17 protein-coding genes and 1 pseudogene are annotated in these 20,413 nt (G+C 41.5%); 7 read left to right on the top strand and 11 right to left on the bottom strand.

Translation table 11 applies throughout. The features are described 5' to 3' along the window. Positions 1-23: 23 nt before the first annotated feature. Together A7A69_RS03620 and A7A69_RS03615 are read right to left on the bottom strand one after the other, a co-directional pair. A complete protein-coding gene (locus A7A69_RS03620; protein WP_120369767.1) occupies positions 24-1,544 on the bottom strand; it encodes a catalase in 1,521 nt (506 codons plus the stop codon). A 298-nt stretch (positions 1,545-1,842) separates the two neighbouring features. Then, a complete protein-coding gene (locus tag A7A69_RS03615) occupies positions 1,843-2,463 on the bottom strand; it encodes a TetR/AcrR family transcriptional regulator (protein ID WP_151980427.1) in 621 nt (206 codons plus the stop codon). 68 nt (positions 2,464-2,531) lie between these two features. On the opposite strand from A7A69_RS03615, the gene A7A69_RS03610 reads away from it, so the two are divergent. Beyond that, the gene (locus A7A69_RS03610; RefSeq protein WP_152876312.1) at positions 2,532-4,196 is read left to right on the top strand and encodes an acyl-CoA dehydrogenase family protein; all 1,665 of its coding nucleotides are present in this window, start codon (positions 2,532-2,534) and stop codon (positions 4,194-4,196) included. 75 nt (positions 4,197-4,271) lie between these two features. On the opposite strand, the gene ptsP is transcribed toward A7A69_RS03610, so the two are convergent. Together ptsP and A7A69_RS03600 are read right to left on the bottom strand one after the other, a co-directional pair. Continuing rightward, positions 4,272-6,563 carry a phosphoenolpyruvate--protein phosphotransferase gene (gene ptsP, locus A7A69_RS03605; RefSeq protein ID WP_120369764.1) on the bottom strand — a complete coding sequence of 764 codons (2,292 nt, stop codon included), beginning with the start codon at positions 6,561-6,563 and terminating at the stop codon, positions 4,272-4,274. A 69-nt stretch (positions 6,564-6,632) separates the two neighbouring features. Further along, complete coding sequence (locus A7A69_RS03600; protein WP_120369763.1) at positions 6,633-7,133, bottom strand: RNA pyrophosphohydrolase; 501 nt, start codon at positions 7,131-7,133, stop codon at positions 6,633-6,635. 183 nt (positions 7,134-7,316) lie between these two features. On the opposite strand from A7A69_RS03600, the gene A7A69_RS03595 reads away from it, so the two are divergent. Further along, positions 7,317-7,967: an HAD family hydrolase gene (locus A7A69_RS03595; RefSeq protein WP_152876311.1), complete on the top strand. Its 651-nt coding sequence runs from the start codon at positions 7,317-7,319 to the stop codon at positions 7,965-7,967. Between the two features lie 228 nt (positions 7,968-8,195). On the opposite strand, the gene ovoA is transcribed toward A7A69_RS03595, so the two are convergent. After that, entirely contained in the window at positions 8,196-10,394 is a 2,199-nt protein-coding gene (ovoA, locus tag A7A69_RS03590) for a 5-histidylcysteine sulfoxide synthase (RefSeq protein ID WP_152876310.1), read from the bottom strand. 182 nt (positions 10,395-10,576) lie between these two features. Beyond that, positions 10,577-11,452, bottom strand: a complete 876-nt coding sequence (locus tag A7A69_RS03585; RefSeq protein ID WP_151980423.1) for a LysR family transcriptional regulator — start codon at positions 11,450-11,452, stop codon at positions 10,577-10,579. Positions 11,453-11,682: 230 nt separating this feature from the next. Between A7A69_RS03585 and leuC the strand changes: the two genes are divergently transcribed. From leuC to leuB, 4 genes are all read left to right on the top strand, one after another. Continuing rightward, positions 11,683-13,116 (top strand): 3-isopropylmalate dehydratase large subunit, encoded by a 1,434-nt coding sequence (leuC, locus tag A7A69_RS03580; protein ID WP_120369759.1) that lies wholly within the window; start codon positions 11,683-11,685, stop codon positions 13,114-13,116. Positions 13,117-13,127: 11 nt separating this feature from the next. Further along, positions 13,128-13,778 carry a 3-isopropylmalate dehydratase small subunit gene (gene leuD / locus A7A69_RS03575; RefSeq protein WP_120369758.1) on the top strand — a complete coding sequence of 217 codons (651 nt, stop codon included), beginning with the start codon at positions 13,128-13,130 and terminating at the stop codon, positions 13,776-13,778. Positions 13,779-13,901: 123 nt separating this feature from the next. Continuing rightward, positions 13,902-14,477: a hypothetical protein gene (locus tag A7A69_RS03570; protein ID WP_120369757.1), complete on the top strand. Its 576-nt coding sequence runs from the start codon at positions 13,902-13,904 to the stop codon at positions 14,475-14,477. Positions 14,478-14,523: 46 nt separating this feature from the next. Continuing rightward, positions 14,524-15,603 (top strand): 3-isopropylmalate dehydrogenase, encoded by a 1,080-nt coding sequence (gene leuB, locus A7A69_RS03565; protein ID WP_152876309.1) that lies wholly within the window; start codon positions 14,524-14,526, stop codon positions 15,601-15,603. A 77-nt stretch (positions 15,604-15,680) separates the two neighbouring features. Here the strand turns inward: leuB and A7A69_RS03560 are convergent, their stop codons facing one another. Both A7A69_RS03560 and infA read right to left on the bottom strand, forming a co-directional pair. Next, entirely contained in the window at positions 15,681-16,079 is a 399-nt protein-coding gene (locus A7A69_RS03560; RefSeq protein WP_152876308.1) for a hypothetical protein, read from the bottom strand. A gap of 158 nt (positions 16,080-16,237) precedes the next feature. Next, positions 16,238-16,459 (bottom strand): translation initiation factor IF-1, encoded by a 222-nt coding sequence (infA, locus tag A7A69_RS03555; protein WP_004718087.1) that lies wholly within the window; start codon positions 16,457-16,459, stop codon positions 16,238-16,240. A 227-nt stretch (positions 16,460-16,686) separates the two neighbouring features. Here infA and A7A69_RS03550 point away from each other — a divergent pair, with 227 nt between their 5' ends. Next, positions 16,687-17,700 carry an AraC family transcriptional regulator gene (locus tag A7A69_RS03550; RefSeq protein ID WP_120369754.1) on the top strand — a complete coding sequence of 338 codons (1,014 nt, stop codon included), beginning with the start codon at positions 16,687-16,689 and terminating at the stop codon, positions 17,698-17,700. A gap of 34 nt (positions 17,701-17,734) precedes the next feature. Here A7A69_RS03550 and A7A69_RS03545 read toward each other — a convergent pair. The 3 genes and pseudogenes from A7A69_RS03545 to A7A69_RS03535 form a co-directional block, all read right to left on the bottom strand. Further along, positions 17,735-18,498 (bottom strand): annotated as a pseudogene (locus tag A7A69_RS03545) (SDR family oxidoreductase). Between the two features lie 83 nt (positions 18,499-18,581). Further along, positions 18,582-19,388: a tRNA pseudouridine(38-40) synthase TruA gene (gene truA, locus A7A69_RS03540; RefSeq protein WP_152876307.1), complete on the bottom strand. Its 807-nt coding sequence runs from the start codon at positions 19,386-19,388 to the stop codon at positions 18,582-18,584. Between the two features lie 16 nt (positions 19,389-19,404). Further along, entirely contained in the window at positions 19,405-20,370 is a 966-nt protein-coding gene (locus tag A7A69_RS03535; RefSeq protein ID WP_152876306.1) for an asparaginase domain-containing protein, read from the bottom strand. Positions 20,371-20,413 lie beyond the last annotated feature (43 nt).

Here is a 20,413-nt window from a genome sequence, read left to right as displayed (position 1 = left end):
TTCAATCTATCTAATTTAAAGATTTACAATAAACCAGGATTTCCCTGTGCAGGATCAGTTGCACGTGCCGCTTGTGCATCTGCAACAGTTTTACCCAATGCTTTTGCGACACCTTCGCCATAAGCTGGATCGCATGCATAGCAGTTACGAATATGACGATATTGGATAAAGTCTAATGCGCCACCCACGTTTCGTGCAGTATTGTCAAATAAAGCCTGTTTTTGTTCAGCATTCATCAAATTGAACAAAGCACGTGGTTGGCTGAAATAATCGCTATCATCTTTACGATAATCCCAGAAATCTGCATCCCCATTAATTTTTAATGGTGGTTCGCGGTATTGGGGTTGTTCTTGCCACTGATGAAAGCTATTTGGTTCATAGTGTGGAAGACCACCATAGTTACCATCCATACGACCTTGCCCATCACGGCGGTTACTGTGAACAGGACAACGAGGGGCATTGACTGGAACCTGAATATGATTGACACCTACACGGTAACGATGCGCATCTGCATAGTTCACCAAACGTGCCTGTAACATACGGTCTGGAGAATAGCTGATACCAGGAACTAGATTACTTGGTGCAAAAGTCGCTTGTTCAACATCTTGAAAATAGTTTTCAGGGTTTCGATTCAGTTCAAATTCACCGACTTCAATCAGTGGATAATCGCCATGTGGCCAAACTTTGGTTAAATCGAATGGATGATATGGGACTTTTTCTGCATCGGTTTCGGGCATAATTTGAACACATAATTTCCATTTTGGAAAATCACCACGTTCAATGGCATTAAACAAATCAGATTGACTACTTTCACGGTCTTTACCAATGAGAGCTTCAGCTTCAGCATCGGTTAGGTTTTTAATCCCTTGTTGAGTGCGGAAGTGGAATTTAACCCAGAAGCGTTCGTTATTGGCATTGATGAAGCTATAGGTATGACTGCCAAAACCATGCATATGACGATAACCATCTGGAATACCACGGTCAGACATTACGATGGTGACTTGGTGAAATGCTTCAGGCAAAAGTGTCCAAAAATCCCAGTTGTAAGTAGGATTACGTAAGTTGGTTTTAGGATCACGTTTAACTGCTTTGTTAAGATCTGGAAACTGGCGAGGATCACGGAAAAAGAACACAGGCGTATTATTCCCCACCATGTCCCAGTTACCTTCTTCGGTATAAAACTTTAAGGCAAATCCACGAATATCACGCTCTGCATCGGCTGCACCGCGCTCACCAGCAACGGTAGAAAAACGGGCAAACATTTCAGTTTTTTTACCAATTTCACTAAAAATTTTAGCGCGGGTATATTGGCTAATATCGTGGGTTACGGTAAATGTACCAAATGCACCCGAACCTTTGGCATGCATACGGCGTTCTGGAATGACTTCACGGGCAAAATTGGCTAACTTTTCATTGAGCCAGAGGTCTTGGGCAAGAAGAGGGCCACGTGCACCTGCCGTCATACTATTCTGATTGTCTACAACAGGCGCGCCTGCATCAGTAGTAAGGTGGGTGACTGGACACTTTAGTTTATCGTCACTCATTTTAATTCTCCATAAAACAGTGTCTTGTGATTAAAATTGTAATAATGTCATGGGTATAGCAATACTATATAACTAACATTCCTACCCCAGAATGACATTGGATATTTTGTAAAAAATATACAAATCTGAGATTTCAATTGATACGGTTTTAAGCATAAAAAAGTGCGATCTCACAGCTTATGAACATCTAAAAACTCTCATGTTCAGTCCGTATAGTGCTTAGATTTAACATACGCTGTATTTTGTATAATGTAAAAACGATTAAATTTATTTTTATAAGAGATAAAAGCGATTAATATCAAACTGTTTGGACAAATCCATAAATTGCCATCTGAATATCTTGTTCAATTAATTTCCAGTCAGGTGTTCGCTGAGAAACCAGAAGGGCTTGGGAAATAAAACCATAGCTAATACGATGAATATTTAGTGCAAGCGATTCAACATCTATAAGGGTATGATCAGGATGTTGTTTGAGGGCAAAACACCAAGTTTGGACATGTTGTAAATAATGCTTTTGATAAATATCGATATTTGAAATTTGTCGTTCTAATAAAAACAATTTTTGCCAGAGATGACTTTTTTCAGCAATAGAAGCAATTTGCAAATGGATTAGGGTATTAATGTATGTCTTTAGATTGGTATTCTGTTTAAGAGCAGTTTCGGTTGCTTGTTGTAATGCATGAGCATTACGCTGCACATAATGATGAATAGTCAGTGCGAGTAAATCTTCTTTCTGACTGAAATACTCATAAAAAGTCCCCAGACCAACACCTGCCAGATCGGTAATTTCCCGAATCGTGATCGCAGTGGCTTCTTTTTCCAGCAAAAGCTGAACAAAGCTATCTACCAGTGCATCCTGAGTAAATCTGGCTCTTGACTGCTTGGGCTTTCTACGCACTTTGATACTGTTTATTTTCATAAATTAAACCCGAACAATTCAAAGCTGATTTGTTTCTATACTGTGATAAAACATGAAGGACAAAAAAGATGAATGCATGGACCACCCACCAGATCAAAAATCAGTTTGATGAGCTACAGAACTATAATTTATATCGAACGGATCCTGTTTTACAAGAAATCATGAAACGTTATGGCAGCCAGGATCAAGCATTACTTACAGATTTTGCTGAAAAACTTGGCTCAGCTCAGGCTTATATGTTGGCAGATCAAGCCAATCGACATACGCCAGAATTGCAGTCTTTTGATGCACGTGGTCGTCGAATCGATGATCTGGAGTTCCATCCTGCATGGCATGCGTGGATGAAGTTAAATCGTCAATATGGCGTACATGCGCATCCGTTTATTGCGGCGCAGTCTAAAACAAATTGGGTCGATTGGGCTGCACGGTTTTACCTTAGTGGACAAGTTGAATGTGGAAATCTATGTCCAAATGCCATGACTTTAGGGGCTATTCCTTTATTACAACGTGAGCCGAAGTTGTGGCAACAGTTAGGAGAAAAGCTGTTATCGACAAACTATGATGAGCGTGATGTGCCAATTTCAGAAAAATCATCGATCTGGATTGGCATGGGTATGACTGAGAAACAAGGTGGCTCAGATGTTCGTGCCAACCAAACTTTGGCGAAACCGATTGCAACTTCTGGTCGGGGGCAGCAATACTTACTCACAGGGCATAAATGGTTTTTTTCTGCCCCGATGTCCGATGCACATTTAGTGGTCGCACAAACCCCGACAGATGGAATAGGTTGTTTCTATGTTCCGCGCTGGTTAGAAGATGGCACAAAAAACAGTGTGCATATTCAGCGTCTTAAAGACAAAGTAGGGAATCGTAGTAATTCAAGCAGTGAAGTTGAGTTTCATGATGCATGGGGCATTATGATTGGAGAGGAAGGGCGAGGGATTCCGACCATCATAGAAATGGCAGCATATACTCGGTTGACGTGTGTCGTGGGAAGTTCTGCCATTTTGCGTCAGGCTTTGGTGCAATGTATTGCTTATACGCGTCAGCGCAAGGCATTTGGCAAAGTCCTCGCTGATCAGCCTTTAATGCAGGCTGTTTTGACAGATTTGGCCTTAGAAAGTGAAGCAGCAGTCCAACTCAGCATGCATTTAGCTGCGAGTTATCAAGATCAGGATGAACTGTCACAGGCATGGGCACGTATCATGACCCCTGCTGCAAAGTTCTGGATTTGTAAGCGCGCCGTTGAACTTACGGGTGAGGCGATGGAAGTGTTTGGCGGTAATGGTTATGTCGAAACTGGAATTATGGCACGACTATTTAAAGAAGCACCTGTCAATTCAATTTGGGAGGGTTCGGGTAATGTCATGTGTCTGGATGTATTACGCGCGATTCAACGTCATCCAGCATCGATTCAGACTTTATTTGAATCTTTTTATGACGTGACCTCACAGGTGCCACAACTGCACAATGAAGTTAATGAACTGTTGGATGTTTTAAAACAATCGCCTGAACAACTGCAATTTATGGCAAGAAGTTTTGTGAGTCGTTTAGTAATACTTGCTCAAGCCGTATTATTAAAACGTTTTGCACCTGATGAAGTTGCAAATACTTTTATCCAGTCGCGTTATAGTATGTTTCATGGTCGTGTGACAGGATTAATTTTAATGCCAGAAACAGATCCAGACGCAAGAATAGTACAGCAGATATTAGAGCGTAGCTTACCAATCTAAAAAACGCTCAATTGAAGTAAAAAATAAGGGCACAATCGATGTGCCCTTATTTATGAGAATCTTAGTTGGGTCAATTTAAACGGATAAACGATTGGATTTGACCATATCGCCCAAGCCATGCTTTTTAAAATAATATTCCATCCAGCTTTTAACCATCAATGGATTATTCATTTTAACGACTTCGCTCAGTAACTTTTCTGCATCACTCATGGGTACATGGCAAATCGCCTTGCGGACACGTAAAATATTACTCGAACTCATGGAGAGTGTATTGAAACCCATTGCCATCAATAAAATTGCCGAGAAAGGATCTCCTGCCATTTCGCCACAAATACTCACAGGCTTTTCATATTTATGGCATTCTTTAACCAGACGTTGCAAAGCACGTAATACCGATGGATGAAAGTGTGAATAAACGCTAGAAACGCGAGGGTTATTACGGTCAACCGCCAGTAGATATTGAATCAGGTCATTTGATCCCACAGAGAAAAAGTCGACCAATTCTGAAAACTCATCGATCTGCAACAGTACGCTTGGAACTTCGACCATAATCCCAATTTTGGGTTTGGTGATTTTAACCTGTTCTTCTTCCTGTACTGCGATCCAGTCGCGTTCCAATAAATACAAGACTTCTTCGACTTCACTGACGCTCGTCACCATTGGCAATAAAATATGCAGGTTATTTAAGCCAATGCTTGCTTTGAGCATTGCGCGAACCTGTGTCGAGAAAATCTCTGGATGATCAAGGGTAAAGCGTAAACCACGCCAGCCAAGTGCCGAGTTTTCTTCCTCAATACTAAAATAAGGTAGGTCTTTATCTGCACCAATGTCCAGTGTGCGCATGGTCACAGGTTTGTTGGCAAAGTGACTGAGTTGTTGACGATACATGGCGCGTTGTTCTTCTTCGCCAGGGAAGCGATCACGCAACATAAATGGAATTTCACTGCGGTACAAGCCCACGCCTTTGGCACCACGTTGTACGCCGCGAACGACATCGATCATTAAGCCTGTATTGACATATAAACGGACTGCGACACCATCAGGCGTAATTGCATCACGGGTTTCGTACTGTTTTAAATCTTTGGCGATTTGTTCTTCTTCTTTTTGAATCTCTTTATAACGTTGGCGCATCCGTCGTGGGGGATTGATAAAAACACGTCCCTGATAAGCATCGACAATCATTTCAGCATCATCAAGCGTGTTAATTGGCAGCTCGGTGACACCAACCACGGTTGGAATGCCCAATGCACGTGCCACAATCACCATATGTGAATTTGCCGCGCCTTCTGTGGTGACAATGGCAGCAATGTTATCGACAGGCAATTCTACAAGTGCGGCTGTGCTGATTTCTTCACCAATAATAATGCTATCAGGACTGATTTCACGGTGACTGGAATCGGCTTCCTGTAATGAGGCCAAAATCCGTCGCCCAAGATCTTTTAAATCTGAAACGCGTTCACGCAAATAATCATCTTCCATTTGCGCAAACAGATTGATGTGTTTATCAATCACACGGCGTACCGCACCTTGTGCCCAGTTTCCTGCCCGAATCAGTTCTTTAATCTCGGCAGGCAGCGCATTTTCATCTAGCATCCGTAGAAAGACGCTAAAAAGTGCGCGTTCTTCTGACATCAGTGAGTCTTGCATCTTTTCATCAAGAGATTGAATTTCAGTGCGTACTGAAAGAATGGCTTGATCCAAGAGTTGCAATTCGTCACTGATATCTTCTGCTTCACGGTCAGGAACAGCAGCTAAATCAGCAGGAGGATAAAGCACAATCGCACGACCTAAAGCAATTCCTCCCGCGCCAGAAACACCTTGAAAGGTTTTATAAGCAGCACCTGAGGTCGGCTTACGAAAGACATCAATATTCCCTACAGCATGAGCATGTGCAATCACGCCTGAAAGTTGGGCGCACAACGTTACCAAAAACGATTCTGCTGCTTCACTAAAGTCCTGAGGTTGTTTATTTTGAACCACCAATACACCCATCACCTTACGGCGATACATGACAGGGACACCAAGGAAGGAGTGATAAATTTCTTCACCTGTTTCAGGTAAATAGGCAAAGCGTTCGTGCTTAGAGGCATTTTCGAGGTTGACGATTTCTTCGCGCTGTCCAACTAAGCCAACTAAACCCTCACCGACGTGTAATGACACATGACCGACTGAATCTGGGTTAAGTCCTTTTGATGCCATTAAAAGATAGCGTTGATTGCGTTCATCCAGTAAATAGATGGAACAGACATCAACTTTCATGGCATCGGCGACCTGATTGACCATAATATCCAGTGAATCATGCAAGCTCACCGACGCATTGATCTCTTGAACAATCCGTCTTAAGGTGTCGAGTTGCATGTTTGACATGAATGTATGCTCCAAAAAGTAAATCGCGCTTAGTGATGTTATAACAGCACTCAGTCAAAAAATCACTTGCTAAAGAAGTGATTTTTCAGCCGATTGTTGTTGTGGCAATAACATGCACAACTCCATCATGGCTCGGCGGTAAACATCACGTTTGAAGTTCACCACCTGACCCAATGGATACCAATAGCTCACCCATTGCCATTCATCAAATTCGGCTGGGTCAGAGAGGTTTAACTGAATATTACCCGCAGGTGCAGTCAACTTCAGTAAAAACCATTTTTGTTTTTGTCCGATACATACGGGATCTGAGTCCGGTCGAATGTATCGGTGTGGCAAACGATAACGCAGCCAACCTTTGGTTTGCGCAATAATCTGGACATGTTGGGGCAATAAGCCGACCTCTTCTCTCAGTTCACGGTAAAGTGCCTGTTCAGGTGTTTCTCCAAACTGGATTCCTCCTTGTGGAAATTGCCAAGCATTGTGACCAATGCGTTTTGCCCATAAAACCTGTCCGTTATCATTTGCCAAAATGATCCCGACGTTGGGTCGGAAACCTTCAGAGTCGATCATTTGGCTACCTAAATTTTATCAATATCGTTGACTTTGAAATCGGGGGCGGTCACTCTTGAAGCCCAGCGCGAAAAGATCAAAGTAAAATGCATTTAAATTGCTATGATCTTAACGAATTTCTATCGACTAGCGGAGATAGATTTACATTTTTTTTCTTAAATTTCAGTTTTAACGAGTATTTTCATGAAATTGGCTTTGTTTGATCTTGATCACACCTTACTCAATACAGATTCTGACCATTCTTGGGGAGAATTTTTAGTCAATGAAGGTTTGGTCGATCCCGTACATCATCGCCAGATGAATGATAAGTTTTATGAAGACTATAAAGCTGGGCAACTTGACCCGTATGCCTACAATGAGTTTGTTTTTCAGTTTTTGACTCAGCATGACAGCGCTTATTTAACTGAACTGCATCAATTATTTATGCAAAAGGTGATTCGACCACAAATGCGTCCACAAGGTTTTGCTGCGATTGAGCATCATAAAAAGTTAGGTCATGAGATTGTGGGGATTACCGCGACCAGTGATTTCATTACCGCGCCTATTTTTCGTGAGTTTGGGATTACCGAAATTATTGCCACCAATGCCGAAGTGGTAGAAGGGGCTTATACAGGCAAGGTCGCAGGATTGGCGTGTTATCAGCAGGGGAAATTGGTTCGTCTGGATCAATGGCTGGATGGTCGTCAAGTGAATGAATCTTGGGCTTATTCAGATTCAATCAATGATCGATTTTTACTTGAGTATGCAACGCATGCGATTGCGGTGAATCCAGATGATCGTTTGGAGACATTGGCGCAAGAGAACGGTTGGGATATTCAGGATTGGTCGATTTAAGTTTTCAGTCTAGAGATAGGTTTAGTTTGTACTTTGATTAAACAAAGAATCTCTACATTTTTAGATTTGGGTCGAGGTTGTCTATTTTATGTATACCTTACTTTTCAAAGATGAAAAGTAACAAAAATCTTTTGCTGGATTGACGGTGCATCCCTGCAACCGCAATCCAGCGTGGCGACATCCATGTCGCCTGTCACGATGACCCTTATGGGTTGAGCATTTTATTTCCTATTCATTGATACGTTCCCAAAACGTCACTTCCGATAAAGTGTGTTGAAATTTATGTCCAGTTTCCCGAATTACGAAAGGGACTTTTTGTGGTACGGAAATTAAACGAAAATGTTGATCCAGTAGGGCATGTAATCCATCCAACGTAGTGAAATTCTCGCCGTCTTTTTTAAACCCGCCAATCCATTCTTCACGTGGGGTATGTTCTTCTAGCCATGTATATGGCGATGCCAACATGAGAACGCCGCCAATCTTGAGTCGTTCATGAATCTGCTGTAAAAATTTACTTGGGCTATATAAACGGTCAATAAGGTTGGATGCGAAAATAAAATCATAGTCTGTAAAATGACTTTTGAGATTACAGGCATCACCTTGATAAAACTCGACCTGATCTTGAACAGATTCAAAACCTAAATCACGTAAGGAACAGGATTTATAATCTACTAATTCACCTTCGGTGGTTAGGGTGTAGCGCAAAGTTTCACCTTTTGCGAGTTGTACGCCATGCTGAATAAAACGCGCGGAAAAATCGATAGCTGTTACGTGGTCAAAATGTTGTGCTAACTCAAAGCTTGCGCGACCAAGCGCGCAGCCAATATCAAGCGCCTTGGTTTTTGGTCGATTTCCCAATGTATGCATTGCTAAATCAACCAGTGCTTTGGAAAAGTTTTTAACTCCAAAATATTCATCGCCATAATGAAATTCCGCGTATTGTGAAAGCAACTGGTCTGTTTCATAGTGGGAGTCTGGATGTATGGCATTTTGTTCTGAAATCACGTAGCGAAATCCTGCATGTTGGAAAAAATGACGGCGAAATGCATATCGGGAAGAAAACAAACTTTCATTCCCACAAGAAATCCATGAGCCGCCTTTAATTAAGTTGTGCTGCCCATCGAAAGTGGGCGTAGTAAAATCGTCATAAATCGGATGAACATCAAAGCCCTCGAATGGATAAATGGGTGTTTCTGTCCATTGCCAGACATTGCCACGCACGTCAAAAAAATCACCGTGCTGGAACTGGTCAATCGGGCTGGAAGATGCACCATGGTCCAAATGAATATTGGCATTGGCAGGAAAGGCATTCAATTCTTTTAATCCAGTCACATCGTATAACCGATACCATTCATCTTCGGTCGGTAAGCGAACATTTAAACCTGTCGTCGCTTTTTTCCATATACAAAATGCTTTGGCTTCATGGTAATTGACTTCGACAGGCCAGTCCCAGTGCATGGCAACTTCTTCGGTCATCAGACGTAAAAACCAACCCTGTTTTTTCTTGATCCAGAAAGTAGGATGGGTCGCTTTGCTAAACGCTAGCCACGAACGACCTTCTTCTAGCCAGTATTCTGGGGTTTGATAGCCTTGTGCTTCAACAAAGGCTAAATATTCCTGATTACTGACCAGATATTTTGAGGCTTCAAAGCTTGAAATATCTGCTTCGTGCTGACCGTATTCATTGTCCCAACCATAGTAGGCATGATCTTTTTGCTTATTGAGAAAAACTTTTCCCTCAGGCACTTTAAGCAGCATATTTTCGGGGGGATGATTACTTTGGGTGTTTGCTTGCCAACGTGGATGCGGTTTTACAAAATCCAGATCATGTTGGCGAATTAAAACTGAAGATGTTTCCAGATGAATCCGCTCATGTTCAATACCCATGATGATTGCCCACCACGGATTATCCCAGTCAATTGGCATGGTCAGTGGTGCATGTTCAATTAAATCTAATATGAGGTGACGAACTTTATCGCGATAGGCTTTGACTTGTTGGGGAGTTGGCCATTCATAATGGGTATCGTCCAGATCATCCCAACTCATTTCATCGACGCCGACCGCAAACATCGATTCCATTTTGTGGTCTACGCGCTGTTCAATTAGGCGTGTCAATAACAGCTTGTTTACAAAGAAAGTAGCAGTATGACCATAATAGAAGATAAGCGGGTGACGTAACGAAATTGGTTTTTTATAAAATGCATCATCGTTGGCTAAACATTCAAATAAGCTTTCATAACTATTAAAAGTATTTAAGAAGTAATCCCGCATCATACTGCGCATGCTGTTGCTATCGTGATCACGTAAATTAGGTGTCCGAAGCAGCTTTGTAGGCTTTAAGGCACGATTGGCTTGAGTTGCATGACAGGTTGTAATTTCCTCGTTATTCTTTTGTTCATGGCTTACTTTTGAGGCTTCGTTCAGCATGCTTGCACTCCATGTTGGGCAATATTTTATAACCAAGCCATGATTCAGCATTTGCAAGAAAGCTGATTTATTATTCTTTATTTGGAATAAATCATGGGGTAATGACCAACTTACTCCTATTTGAGTAGAGGTTTTTTATATTTAAGTAAAAAGGAGTAGTGACTTATTTACAAAGTGATCGCTTACAAAAGCTCAGTTTGGTGTTGCATAAGCTCAATCAAGGCCTGTGCCGCTTTGGATTGACTACGCGATGGATGCCAGACCATTCCCAATTGACGATGTAATTCCATATTAAGATCAAGCTGATATAGATCTTGATTGACCAATGTTTTAGGTAGGACAGACCAACCCAAACCTATTGAAACTAACATCCGAATTGATTCAAGTGGATTATTGCTCATGGTGATTTTGGGTTTTAAACCATGCTTCTCAAATTCTGCCAATGTGATTTGACTGGTGTAGGTTTGAGCCGCAGGCAATAAACTTGGATAATTTAGTAGATCTTCCAGTGATAAATTATGCTGTTGTGCTAATGGGTGAAAAGGCGCTGCAACAAACACCAATGGATCTGTCCAGACATTCATATAGCTTAAGCGTTCATCGCCTTGTGGAGGGAGCGTTAAAAAAGCCAGTTCCAGATCACCCGCCAACACTTGTTCATGCGCCTGTTCTGAATCGACAAAATGCACATCCAGTTTGACTTGAGGAAATTCCTGCACATATTGTTTTAAATAATGCGGAAGATGATGTAAGCCAATATGATGACTCGTCCCAATTTTTAACTGACCTTGTACTTGGTCATGTTCATGGCTTAATGTGTAATGAATGTCACCTAGTTCATTCAGCCAGTTTTTTACTCGTGGTAACAGAGAGTGTGCTGCGTGAGTGGGTTGTACGCCTCGACCCGCAGATTCAAACAGCTTGACCCCAAAATACTCTTCCAAACTATGAATACGCTTAGTGACAGCAGGCTGGGTAATAAACAACTGTTCAGCAGCTAGAGAAATTGAACCAGTTTCCATCACTTTTACAAAAGCTTCAAAGGCGGCAAGATTCATACGGGGCTACTCATAACAGTTTTTTATATCAAATCTATTATTCAAAGAAAATATGAATAAATCAAAGATTATTCATTGAATTGGTTCGTTCGCCAGAACTAAATTAAAACATTCCAAAAAGTTTTTTAATTAATAAAAATGATAAATTAGTTTTATGTAAAACATTCGTTATAATCGGGATAAGATTCAAATTACCCAGTCCAATGGCAAGCACGGTGGAGAGCGACGACATGGCAGGCAATACCCAAGGCGCAAAAACTTTATATGACAAATTGTGGGATGACCATTTGGTTTCACAACGTGATGATGGTTCAAGCCTGATTTATATAGACCGTCATTTATTGCATGAAGTGACCAGTCCACAAGCTTTTGAAGGTTTACAACTTGCCCATCGCAAGCCTTGGCGTTTAAGTGCCAATATTGCCACACCTGACCATAACGTTCCGACTTCAAAAAAAGAACGTGAACAGGGAATTGCGGGAATTGAAGATGATACTTCACGTATTCAGGTACAAACCCTTGATGATAACTGCAAAACTTTCGATATCGTTGAATTTGGTATCAATGACATTCGTCAGGGTATTGCACATGTGGTTGGGCCAGAGCAAGGTTTAACTTTGCCAGGAATGACCGTGGTGTGTGGTGACTCACATACTGCAACACATGGTGCATTTGGTTGCTTGGCACACGGGATTGGAACATCAGAAGTTGAACATGTATTGGCAACCCAGTGTCTTGTTCAAAAGAAAATGAAAAACATGTTGGTTCGTGTCGATGGTACTTTAGGCAAAGGCGTAACCTCTAAAGATGTTGTCTTGGCAATTATTGGAAAAATTGGGACTGCGGGCGGAACAGGCCATGCGATTGAATTTGGTGGTCAGGTATTCCGTGATATGTCAATCGAAGGTCGTATGACGGTTTGTAATATGGCAATTGAAGCAGGCGCGCGCGTGGGCATGGTGGCAGTCGACGACAAAACCATTGAATATGTTAAAAACCGTCCATATGCACCGAAAGATGAACAATGGGATCAAGCTGTAGCCTACTGGAATACTTTACATTCTGATCAAGATGCTCACTTTGATACAGTGGTTGTTTTACAAGGTGAAGAGATCGAGCCACAAGTGTCTTGGGGAACTTCACCAGAAATGGTGATTCCAGTATCTCAAGCTGTTCCGACTTTGCAACAAGCCAAAGACGATGTTCAGCGTAACGATTGGACACGTGCTTATCAATACATGGGCTTAACTGCGGGTCAGGCATTGGAAGATATCCAATTAGACCGCGTGTTTATTGGTTCATGTACTAATTCGCGTATTGAAGATATTCGTGCCGCAGCGGAAGTGGTTAAAGGGCGCAAAGTTGCTTCAAGCATTAAACAGGCGATGATTGTGCCAGGTTCTGGTTTGGTCAAACAACAAGCAGAACAAGAAGGCTTAGATCAAATCTTTTTAGAAGCAGGTTTTGAATGGCGTGAACCAGGTTGCTCAATGTGCTTGGCCATGAATGCTGATAAATTGCAGCCGGGTGAACACTGTGCCTCAACTTCAAACCGTAACTTTGAAGGTCGTCAGGGTAATGGTGGGCGAACGCATTTAGTCAGCCCAGCGATGGCAGCAGCAGCAGCGATTGCGGGTCATTTTGTTGATGTTCGTTCATTCTAAGGGAGCAAACCATGAAAAAATATACAATTGAACAGGGTATTGTTGCACCTTTAGATCGTGCCAATGTCGATACCGATTTAATTATTCCAAAACAGTTTTTGAAATCGATCAAGCGTACAGGTTTTGGCGATAACTTGTTTGATGAGTTGCGTTATTTGGATGAAGGTTATTTGGGGCAAGATATTAGCAAACGTCCTAAAAATCCTGATTTTGTTTTAAATAAACCACGTTATCAAGGTTCAACTATTCTATTGGCACGGACTAATTTTGGTTGTGGCTCAAGTCGTGAACATGCACCGTGGGCATTAAATGAATACGGTTTTCGTACTGTAATTGCACCGAGCTATGCCGACATATTTTTTAATAACTCATTTAAAAATGGCATGTTACCAGTAATCTTGGCAGAAGATATTGTTGACCAGTTATTTAAGGAATGTGCTGCAACTGAAGGGTATCAACTGACTGTTGATTTAGAAGCGCAGGAAGTGCGTACACCATCAGGTCAAGCATTTAAATTTGAGATAGATTCGTTCCGTAAACATTGCTTATTAAATGGTTTAGATGATATTGGGTTGACCTTGCAAAATGCAGATGCAATTCGTGAATTTGAAGCTAAAGCCAGACAAGATCGTCCATGGGTTTTTCAAGAGTTAACGCAATAAATTAAGCGAATCAACAGGAGCGGTAGATTTTAAAGATAGCAATAGCATAGAGGTTCAACTCTTGTTACCATGCAGGCTTAAAGACGTTGAAAACTTTACTGTAAATAAGGTTGGGCTCTGACAATGAAGAGGACATTTCGCCATAGTGTAATGCTTGGAATATGCTCAGTCGCACTGAGTGCATGTCAAAGCACGAACACTGTTGTTGATACTTTGCGTATTAAGCAGGCGGAGACAGGAGCTACTCGAGCCAATGCCTCTATCTATTGCGCTGGCGTAAAACATTGTGAATTTGAGCGTATAAATACAACGCCAATTATGGATGCAAATAGTCATCGGGTAAGTTCCGATAGCCTTAAACAGGGAATTGTTCGCTTACAAGGCTCGGTTTTTAGTCAGCATAATGCCATGTATTTATCTGTACCAGCCGATCAATATGAATTGGTGATTCGTTTCTATCCTATTTCACCAGATCGTGCTGAAACTTTCCATGTGATTCACCAATTTAAATCGAATCAGCAATATACCTTTAAAATGTACCGCGATCGTTCCAGACATACAGGCGGAAGCTTACTTAATGTGTCTGCACCAGAACCCTTATGTGTCGCAATGCAAGAAGGGCAGCGTACCATTCGCCGTTTTTGTCGACCTTTTGATGCTGTGACAGGTTTGGGCGAGTTTGTAGAACAAAAGGTTTAATGATCCATCAGCATGTTGGCTGATACAGTAAAAATGGAAAGCAAAGATGTCTAAACAAATTTTAATTTTAGCGGGTGATGGCATTGGGCCAGAAATTGTGGCTGCTGCTGAAAAAGTATTAACCTCAGTCAATCAAAAGTTTAATTTAGGTTTAAGTTGGGAACATGGACTACTTGGTGGTTCAGCTATCGATGCACATGGAGAGCCGTATCCTGCGGTCACTTCTGAACAAGCCAAAAAAGCAGATGCGATTTTACTTGGTGCAGTGGGTGGACCTAAGTGGGATACGATTGAGCGCTCGATCCGTCCAGAGCGCGGCTTGCTTAAAATTCGTAGTGAATTAAACTTATTTGCAAATTTAAGACCCGCTATTCTTTATCCGCAACTGGCTGATGCTTCAAGCCTAAAACCAGAAATTGTTGCAGGTCTGGACATTCTAATTGTCCGTGAATTGACAGGTGGTATTTACTTTGGTCAGCCACGTGGTATCCGTGAACTGGAAAATGGCGAAAAACAAGGTTACAACACTGACGTTTATAGCGAATCTGAAATTAAACGTATTGCCAAAGTTGCTTTTGAAATGGCAGGGTTACGTGGTGGTAAGGTTTGTTCAGTCGATAAAGCCAATGTATTAGAAGTGACTGAGCTGTGGAAGCAAACCGTGACTGATTTGCAACAGGCTCATTACTCAGACATTCAGCTTTCACATATGTATGTTGATAACGCAGCAATGCAATTGGTGCGGGCACCAAAGCAATTTGATGTGATCGTTACGGGTAACTTGTTTGGTGACATTTTATCTGATGAAGCAGCGATGTTGACGGGCTCAATTGGCATGCTGCCATCTGCATCGTTAGATGAAAATGGTAAAGGCATGTATGAACCTTGTCATGGTTCTGCACCAGATATCGCTGGACAAAATATTGCGAACCCACTTGCAACCATTTTATCAGTGGCGATGATGTTGCGTTATACCTTCCGAGAAGAAGCAGCAGCAAAAGCGATTGAAGATGCTGTAGGCAGTGTATTGGATAAAGGGTTACGTACTGGCGATATTATGTCTGAAGGCATGACGAAAGTTGGTACCTCAGAAATGGGCGATGCTGTAGTCCAAGCTTTGGCTTAATCAAAATTCGTATATAAAAACGCGCAGCTTAGGCTGCGTTTTTTATTGGTTTTTAGCGCTTAAATTCCAAATCAAACTCAACAGGCTTTGCCTTGAAATTGAATAGATTCAGCGATCTGATTATTTAGATTAAAGATAATTTTGCAATTAAAATTTACATCATAAGAGTTGGCAGAATGGTTTCCCAATTGTAATGGGACAGCCGTTCCACCGACCTCAACATTACTGACCATTGGTGTTGGAATATTCATGGGGCGTAAGATTGTATAGGTAAGTTGATTCTTGGTCATATTGGGTTGATCAAGCACTTGATAGCCAAGTGCTTTGAGGTCGATCTGTTGCTGAATCTGTTGCGCAGATTGACCAATAAACTGTTGTAAATAATCTTGCAAATTTACTTTGGGCTGAGTATGTGTGGCACAGGCTTGGATGAATAAAGTAAGACCTATCACCGCATAAATTTTGTGGTTCATCATAAAAAATCCTTTTCTATTTATTCTATGATTAAAAATGATGACTCAGTGAGAGTCGAGATAATTTGAGTAAACTCGGCTGATTAAGCGATGAAAATCAAATTTAAAACAATAAAAAAGCCACATTTGGAAAGTGGCTTTTTTGCATTCACTAAACGGAATTAGCGCGCACGATAAGTAATACGACCTTTGGTCAAATCGTAAGGGGTCATTTCAACTTTAACATTGTCGCCCGTTAAAATACGAATATAGTGTTTACGCATTTTACCAGAAATATGTGCAATTACTTCGTGACCGTTTTCTAAACGTACACGGAACATCGTATTAGGAAGCGTTTCGGTGACAACGCCTTCGAACTCGATGAGTTCCTCTTTATTGGCCATAGCCTACCTGATGATCAAATTGGAAAGGCGCAAATTGTAGTCAATTTTTTATCAAAAAACAAGACCAACGCCCCAATTTGTGGAGCATGTTAAAGTGGCAAATGGGTCAAATTCAATAAAAAAAATGTGTAAAAATGACCTGAATTGAGTTGTCAGTTTGGTCAATCAGCGGTAATCTAAATTAAGTTTTTAAGTATAAATGAAGAACATACAAGGAAGGATGCCACGTGGGTCAGCTAACAGATGCATCGGTTGTATTACGATTTGGCTATCAGGCGATTCGTCGTGCAGGATTGCCAACCGAAGAAATTTTAACAAAAGCAGGTGTCGCCTTAAATCAGGTGGATACCAATACCCGCACTCCTTTAAACGCACAATATGCCTTTTGGATTGCGGCAGAAGAAGTGAGTAAAGACCCCGATATCGGTTTGCATTTGGGAGAGCATTTACCATTATATCGTGGTCAAGTCATTGAACATTTATTTATTAGTAGTGAGACATTTGGTGAAGGGTTAAAACGCGCTTTGGCTTATCAACGTTTAATTAGCGATGCTTTACATGCACGCTTAGTGGTCGATGAACATGGGTGTTACTTGACCAATGGCGAACAACCTTTTTCTGACAATATCGTCAATCGACACTTTTCAGAATGTGCTTTATCTGGAATTTTACGCTTTTTTAAATTTATTACCGAAGGTGCTTTTAAGCCTATTTTTATCGATTTTGATTTTAATCATGGGGCTGCTGAAGAAGAATACATTCGTGTTTATGGTTGTCCAGTTAGTCTTGGACAAAAAGAAACACGCTTGTACTTTGATGCCGATATTCTGGATTATCCACTTTGGCAGGCTGAACCAGAACTTTTGCAATTGCATGAGCAACTTGCGATTGAAAAGCTTCAGGAACTGGCACGTTACGATTTAGTGGGTGAGGTACGCCGTGCGATTGGTTCAACATTGGAAAGCGGTGAAACTACACTGGAAACAGTTGCAGCGCAGTTACACATTACACCGCGTCGCCTAAGAACTCAGTTGAGCGAAGCCAATACCAGTTTTCAGCAGATTTTGTCAGATTACCGTTGCCGTTTAGCCAAGAAACTACTGGCTAATACCAATGAAAGTGTTGAACGTATTGTTTATCTAACGGGTTTTTCTGAACCAAGTACTTTTTATCGAGCATTTAAACGCTGGACCAATGAAACGCCAGTAGAATATAGAAAGCGTAAGCAGCGTTCTTCTTAAGACAAAGCATCCTCAATGGATGCTTTTTTTTGAGTCAACCCCGCACTACGGAAATACCGCCGTCAACGTAAAGGGTTGAGCCTGTCATAAAACTAGATTCATCACTCACCGCAAATAAAGCAACTTGTGCAATTTCTTGAGGCTGTGCCATTCGTTTTAAAGCGTGCAAGCTCTGAATGTGTTGATAAGCTTGTTCATTATCTACAGCAGCGCGTCCCATTTCTGTATCTGTACCTCCAGGAATGAGGCAGTTACAACGAATACCCAAACGACCATATTCTGCGGCAATCACCTGAGTTAAGCCAATTAGCCCCGCTTTACTGGCAGCATAAGCCGCCATGTTTGGAAAACCTATACGATGCCCAACAAACGTCGAGGTAAATAAAATACAGCCATTTTTTGTTTAAGCATCGCATTCAACTGCATTTGTGCAGCATAAAAATTTGCTGAAAGATTAGTGTCTAAGGTGTTTTCCCACTCATTTTGGCTTATTTGGTGAGTAGGTTTTAATGCACCTAATATACCCGCATTGTTAAATGCAATATCAATACGACCAAAATGTTGTAAAGCTAGATCTAAAGCACGTTGCATGGTCGATGGATCACAAAGATCGCCAACCACAGAGAAACAATGATTGCCGTTTGCTTTAATATGTTGTTCAAGCTCTTGAAGACGTTCAGCACGCCGAGCCACATTGATGACGACTGCACCTTCGTGTGCAAAGAGTACTGCACTTTCTCGGCCTATGCCTGAGCTTGCGCCTGTAATAATGACGATTTTATTTTCAAGACGTTTCATCATGAGCCTAAATGATATTGAAAGGCTCATTTTGAAAATTTTGGGGGCATGTGATGACCCGATTCTTGCGTTAATACAAAAAATTAGGCAAATGCATCAGGCAGGTTCAGCCAATGTGGTCCAAGTGGAGGCTGAGGAAGTTCAAATTGTTCTGGATAATAAGCTTGAATAAAATATAAGCCGTGTGCTGGGGCTGTGACGCCTGCGGCCTTTCGATCCTGCGCTGCAAACATGGTATCAATATGATCTACGCCATATAGCCCCTGTCCGATTTCGAGTAAGCATCCCATGATATTACGCACCATATGATGTAAAAAACCATCTGCCTGAATATCGAGTACCAAATAACGACCATGTTCAATGAGTTGGCAATGACTGACATGACGCACTGGCTGATTGGATTGACATGCAGCTGCCCGAAAGCTTTCAAAATTATGTGTACCTTCAAATTTAGCTGCGGCTAGCTTCATTTTTTCTACATCTAGCGGCTGATAAACATGCGTCACCTGTTTATAAAGTAAAGCTGGACGATAGTTTGTGTTATACACGACGTAACGATAACGACGTGCAATGGCTTTAAAGCGCGCATGAAAATCAGAAGACATTTCCTTGATCCACTGGATCGAAATATCTTTGGGAAGTTGGCTATTTGTACCCATCATCCAGCCACGTTCAGGGCGTATCGCATTGGTATCAAAATGCGCCACCATATTGGTGGCATGCACACCCGCATCGGTACGACCTGCACCATGCAAGATAATAGGTTCATCTGCGATGGTACTTAATACACGTTCTAAAGTTTCCTGTACACTTGGAACGCCCGCTTGTTGCGTTTGCCAGCCCCGATAACGAATACCGCAAAATTCAATACCGATTGCAAAGCGCTGCATATTTAGACCTCAAAGATTAAGACAGTGTCCAGTGTTGCTCACGCAGTTCTGGCAAGTCAAATTGTAAATAGATTTGCAATGCTTTGGCATATAAATCGGCATGGCTATGGGTGCTATTGATCAATATGTTAGCAGTATTTACCCATTCACTGACTGCATAACGTTGATCCATCTGACCAAAACAGACTTGAGTGGTTAAAATACTCAGGCAGCCTTGTTGTCGAAGCTGTTGTAATAGTGCAATGATCTCTTCATCAACAGCCAAATTACCTGTCCCAAAACCTTGAAGAATTAAAAAATGGGGCGGATGTGAGAGTAAGTTTTGTAGTTGTTGCTTGAATGCACTTAAGCCAATCGGCTGTGCCATTATATTTAAAAGTGATAAATTCTGACTACGTAATATTGCTTCATCATTGACCAAATAAGAGGATGTCGCTGTGCTACAGTCTTTTTCTGCCAATATCCCAGTAAAAGCATCTAGTTCAGTGGTCTGTATTTTTAAAGCGGTTTGTGCGTGAAAAATCTGATGATGAAAAGCCAAATAACTTCCTGCAGGCAATTTTACGACCTGATCAAGCGCATAATATAAATTGTCTAATGCGTCGGTAAATTCGCGCGTATCCGTTCCTGCTTTATTAAGCAGAGGGTATTGGCTTCCTGTAATAACTAAATGACATGATTGACCCAAAAAGCGTGCCAATGTGGCGGCAGCATAACTTAAGGTGTCCGTTCCATGAATTACGACGAAATAACTATAGCCTTGTAACTGTAAGCTTTGTATTTGCTGAATTAAAACGAGCCAGTCTGGAGCAGTACAAGCACTACTGTCTTTAATGATGGGGGCAGCGAAACAATCTACATCCAGCTCAACAGGAATGATGCGTTGTAATTGGGGGGTAAATTGAGGATAGGGCATGGGTGACAGAGGTTCTCCAACACAGCCAAAGGTTCCACCCATATATATTAATGCTATTTTTTTCATAATAAAAAAGCAGTCTGAACAGACTGCTTATGGTAGAACGATC

This window comes from Acinetobacter guerrae, assembly GCF_009372255.1.
In the GTDB taxonomy this organism is placed as follows: Bacteria; Pseudomonadota; Gammaproteobacteria; order Pseudomonadales; family Moraxellaceae; genus Acinetobacter; species Acinetobacter guerrae.
This window is presented reverse-complemented; position numbering and strand designations above follow the sequence as displayed.

Coding starts and splice junctions, on each gene's coding strand:
- A7A69_RS03620 (WP_120369767.1), bottom strand. CDS start 1,544: ATGAGTGACGATAAACTAAAGTGTCCAGTCACCCACCTTACTACTGAT.
- A7A69_RS03615 (WP_151980427.1), bottom strand. CDS start 2,463: ATGAAAATAAACAGTATCAAAGTGCGTAGAAAGCCCAAGCAGTCAAGA.
- A7A69_RS03610 (WP_152876312.1), top strand. CDS start 2,532: ATGAATGCATGGACCACCCACCAGATCAAAAATCAGTTTGATGAGCTA.
- ptsP (WP_120369764.1), bottom strand. CDS start 6,563: ATGTCAAACATGCAACTCGACACCTTAAGACGGATTGTTCAAGAGATC.
- A7A69_RS03600 (WP_120369763.1), bottom strand. CDS start 7,133: ATGATCGACTCTGAAGGTTTCCGACCCAACGTCGGGATCATTTTGGCA.
- A7A69_RS03595 (WP_152876311.1), top strand. CDS start 7,317: ATGAAATTGGCTTTGTTTGATCTTGATCACACCTTACTCAATACAGAT.
- ovoA (WP_152876310.1), bottom strand. CDS start 10,394: ATGCTGAACGAAGCCTCAAAAGTAAGCCATGAACAAAAGAATAACGAG.
- A7A69_RS03585 (WP_151980423.1), bottom strand. CDS start 11,452: ATGAATCTTGCCGCCTTTGAAGCTTTTGTAAAAGTGATGGAAACTGGT.
- leuC (WP_120369759.1), top strand. CDS start 11,683: ATGGCAGGCAATACCCAAGGCGCAAAAACTTTATATGACAAATTGTGG.
- leuD (WP_120369758.1), top strand. CDS start 13,128: ATGAAAAAATATACAATTGAACAGGGTATTGTTGCACCTTTAGATCGT.
- A7A69_RS03570 (WP_120369757.1), top strand. CDS start 13,902: ATGAAGAGGACATTTCGCCATAGTGTAATGCTTGGAATATGCTCAGTC.
- leuB (WP_152876309.1), top strand. CDS start 14,524: ATGTCTAAACAAATTTTAATTTTAGCGGGTGATGGCATTGGGCCAGAA.
- A7A69_RS03560 (WP_152876308.1), bottom strand. CDS start 16,079: ATGATGAACCACAAAATTTATGCGGTGATAGGTCTTACTTTATTCATC.
- infA (WP_004718087.1), bottom strand. CDS start 16,459: ATGGCCAATAAAGAGGAACTCATCGAGTTCGAAGGCGTTGTCACCGAA.
- truA (WP_152876307.1), bottom strand. CDS start 19,388: ATGCAGCGCTTTGCAATCGGTATTGAATTTTGCGGTATTCGTTATCGG.
- A7A69_RS03535 (WP_152876306.1), bottom strand. CDS start 20,370: ATGAAAAAAATAGCATTAATATATATGGGTGGAACCTTTGGCTGTGTT.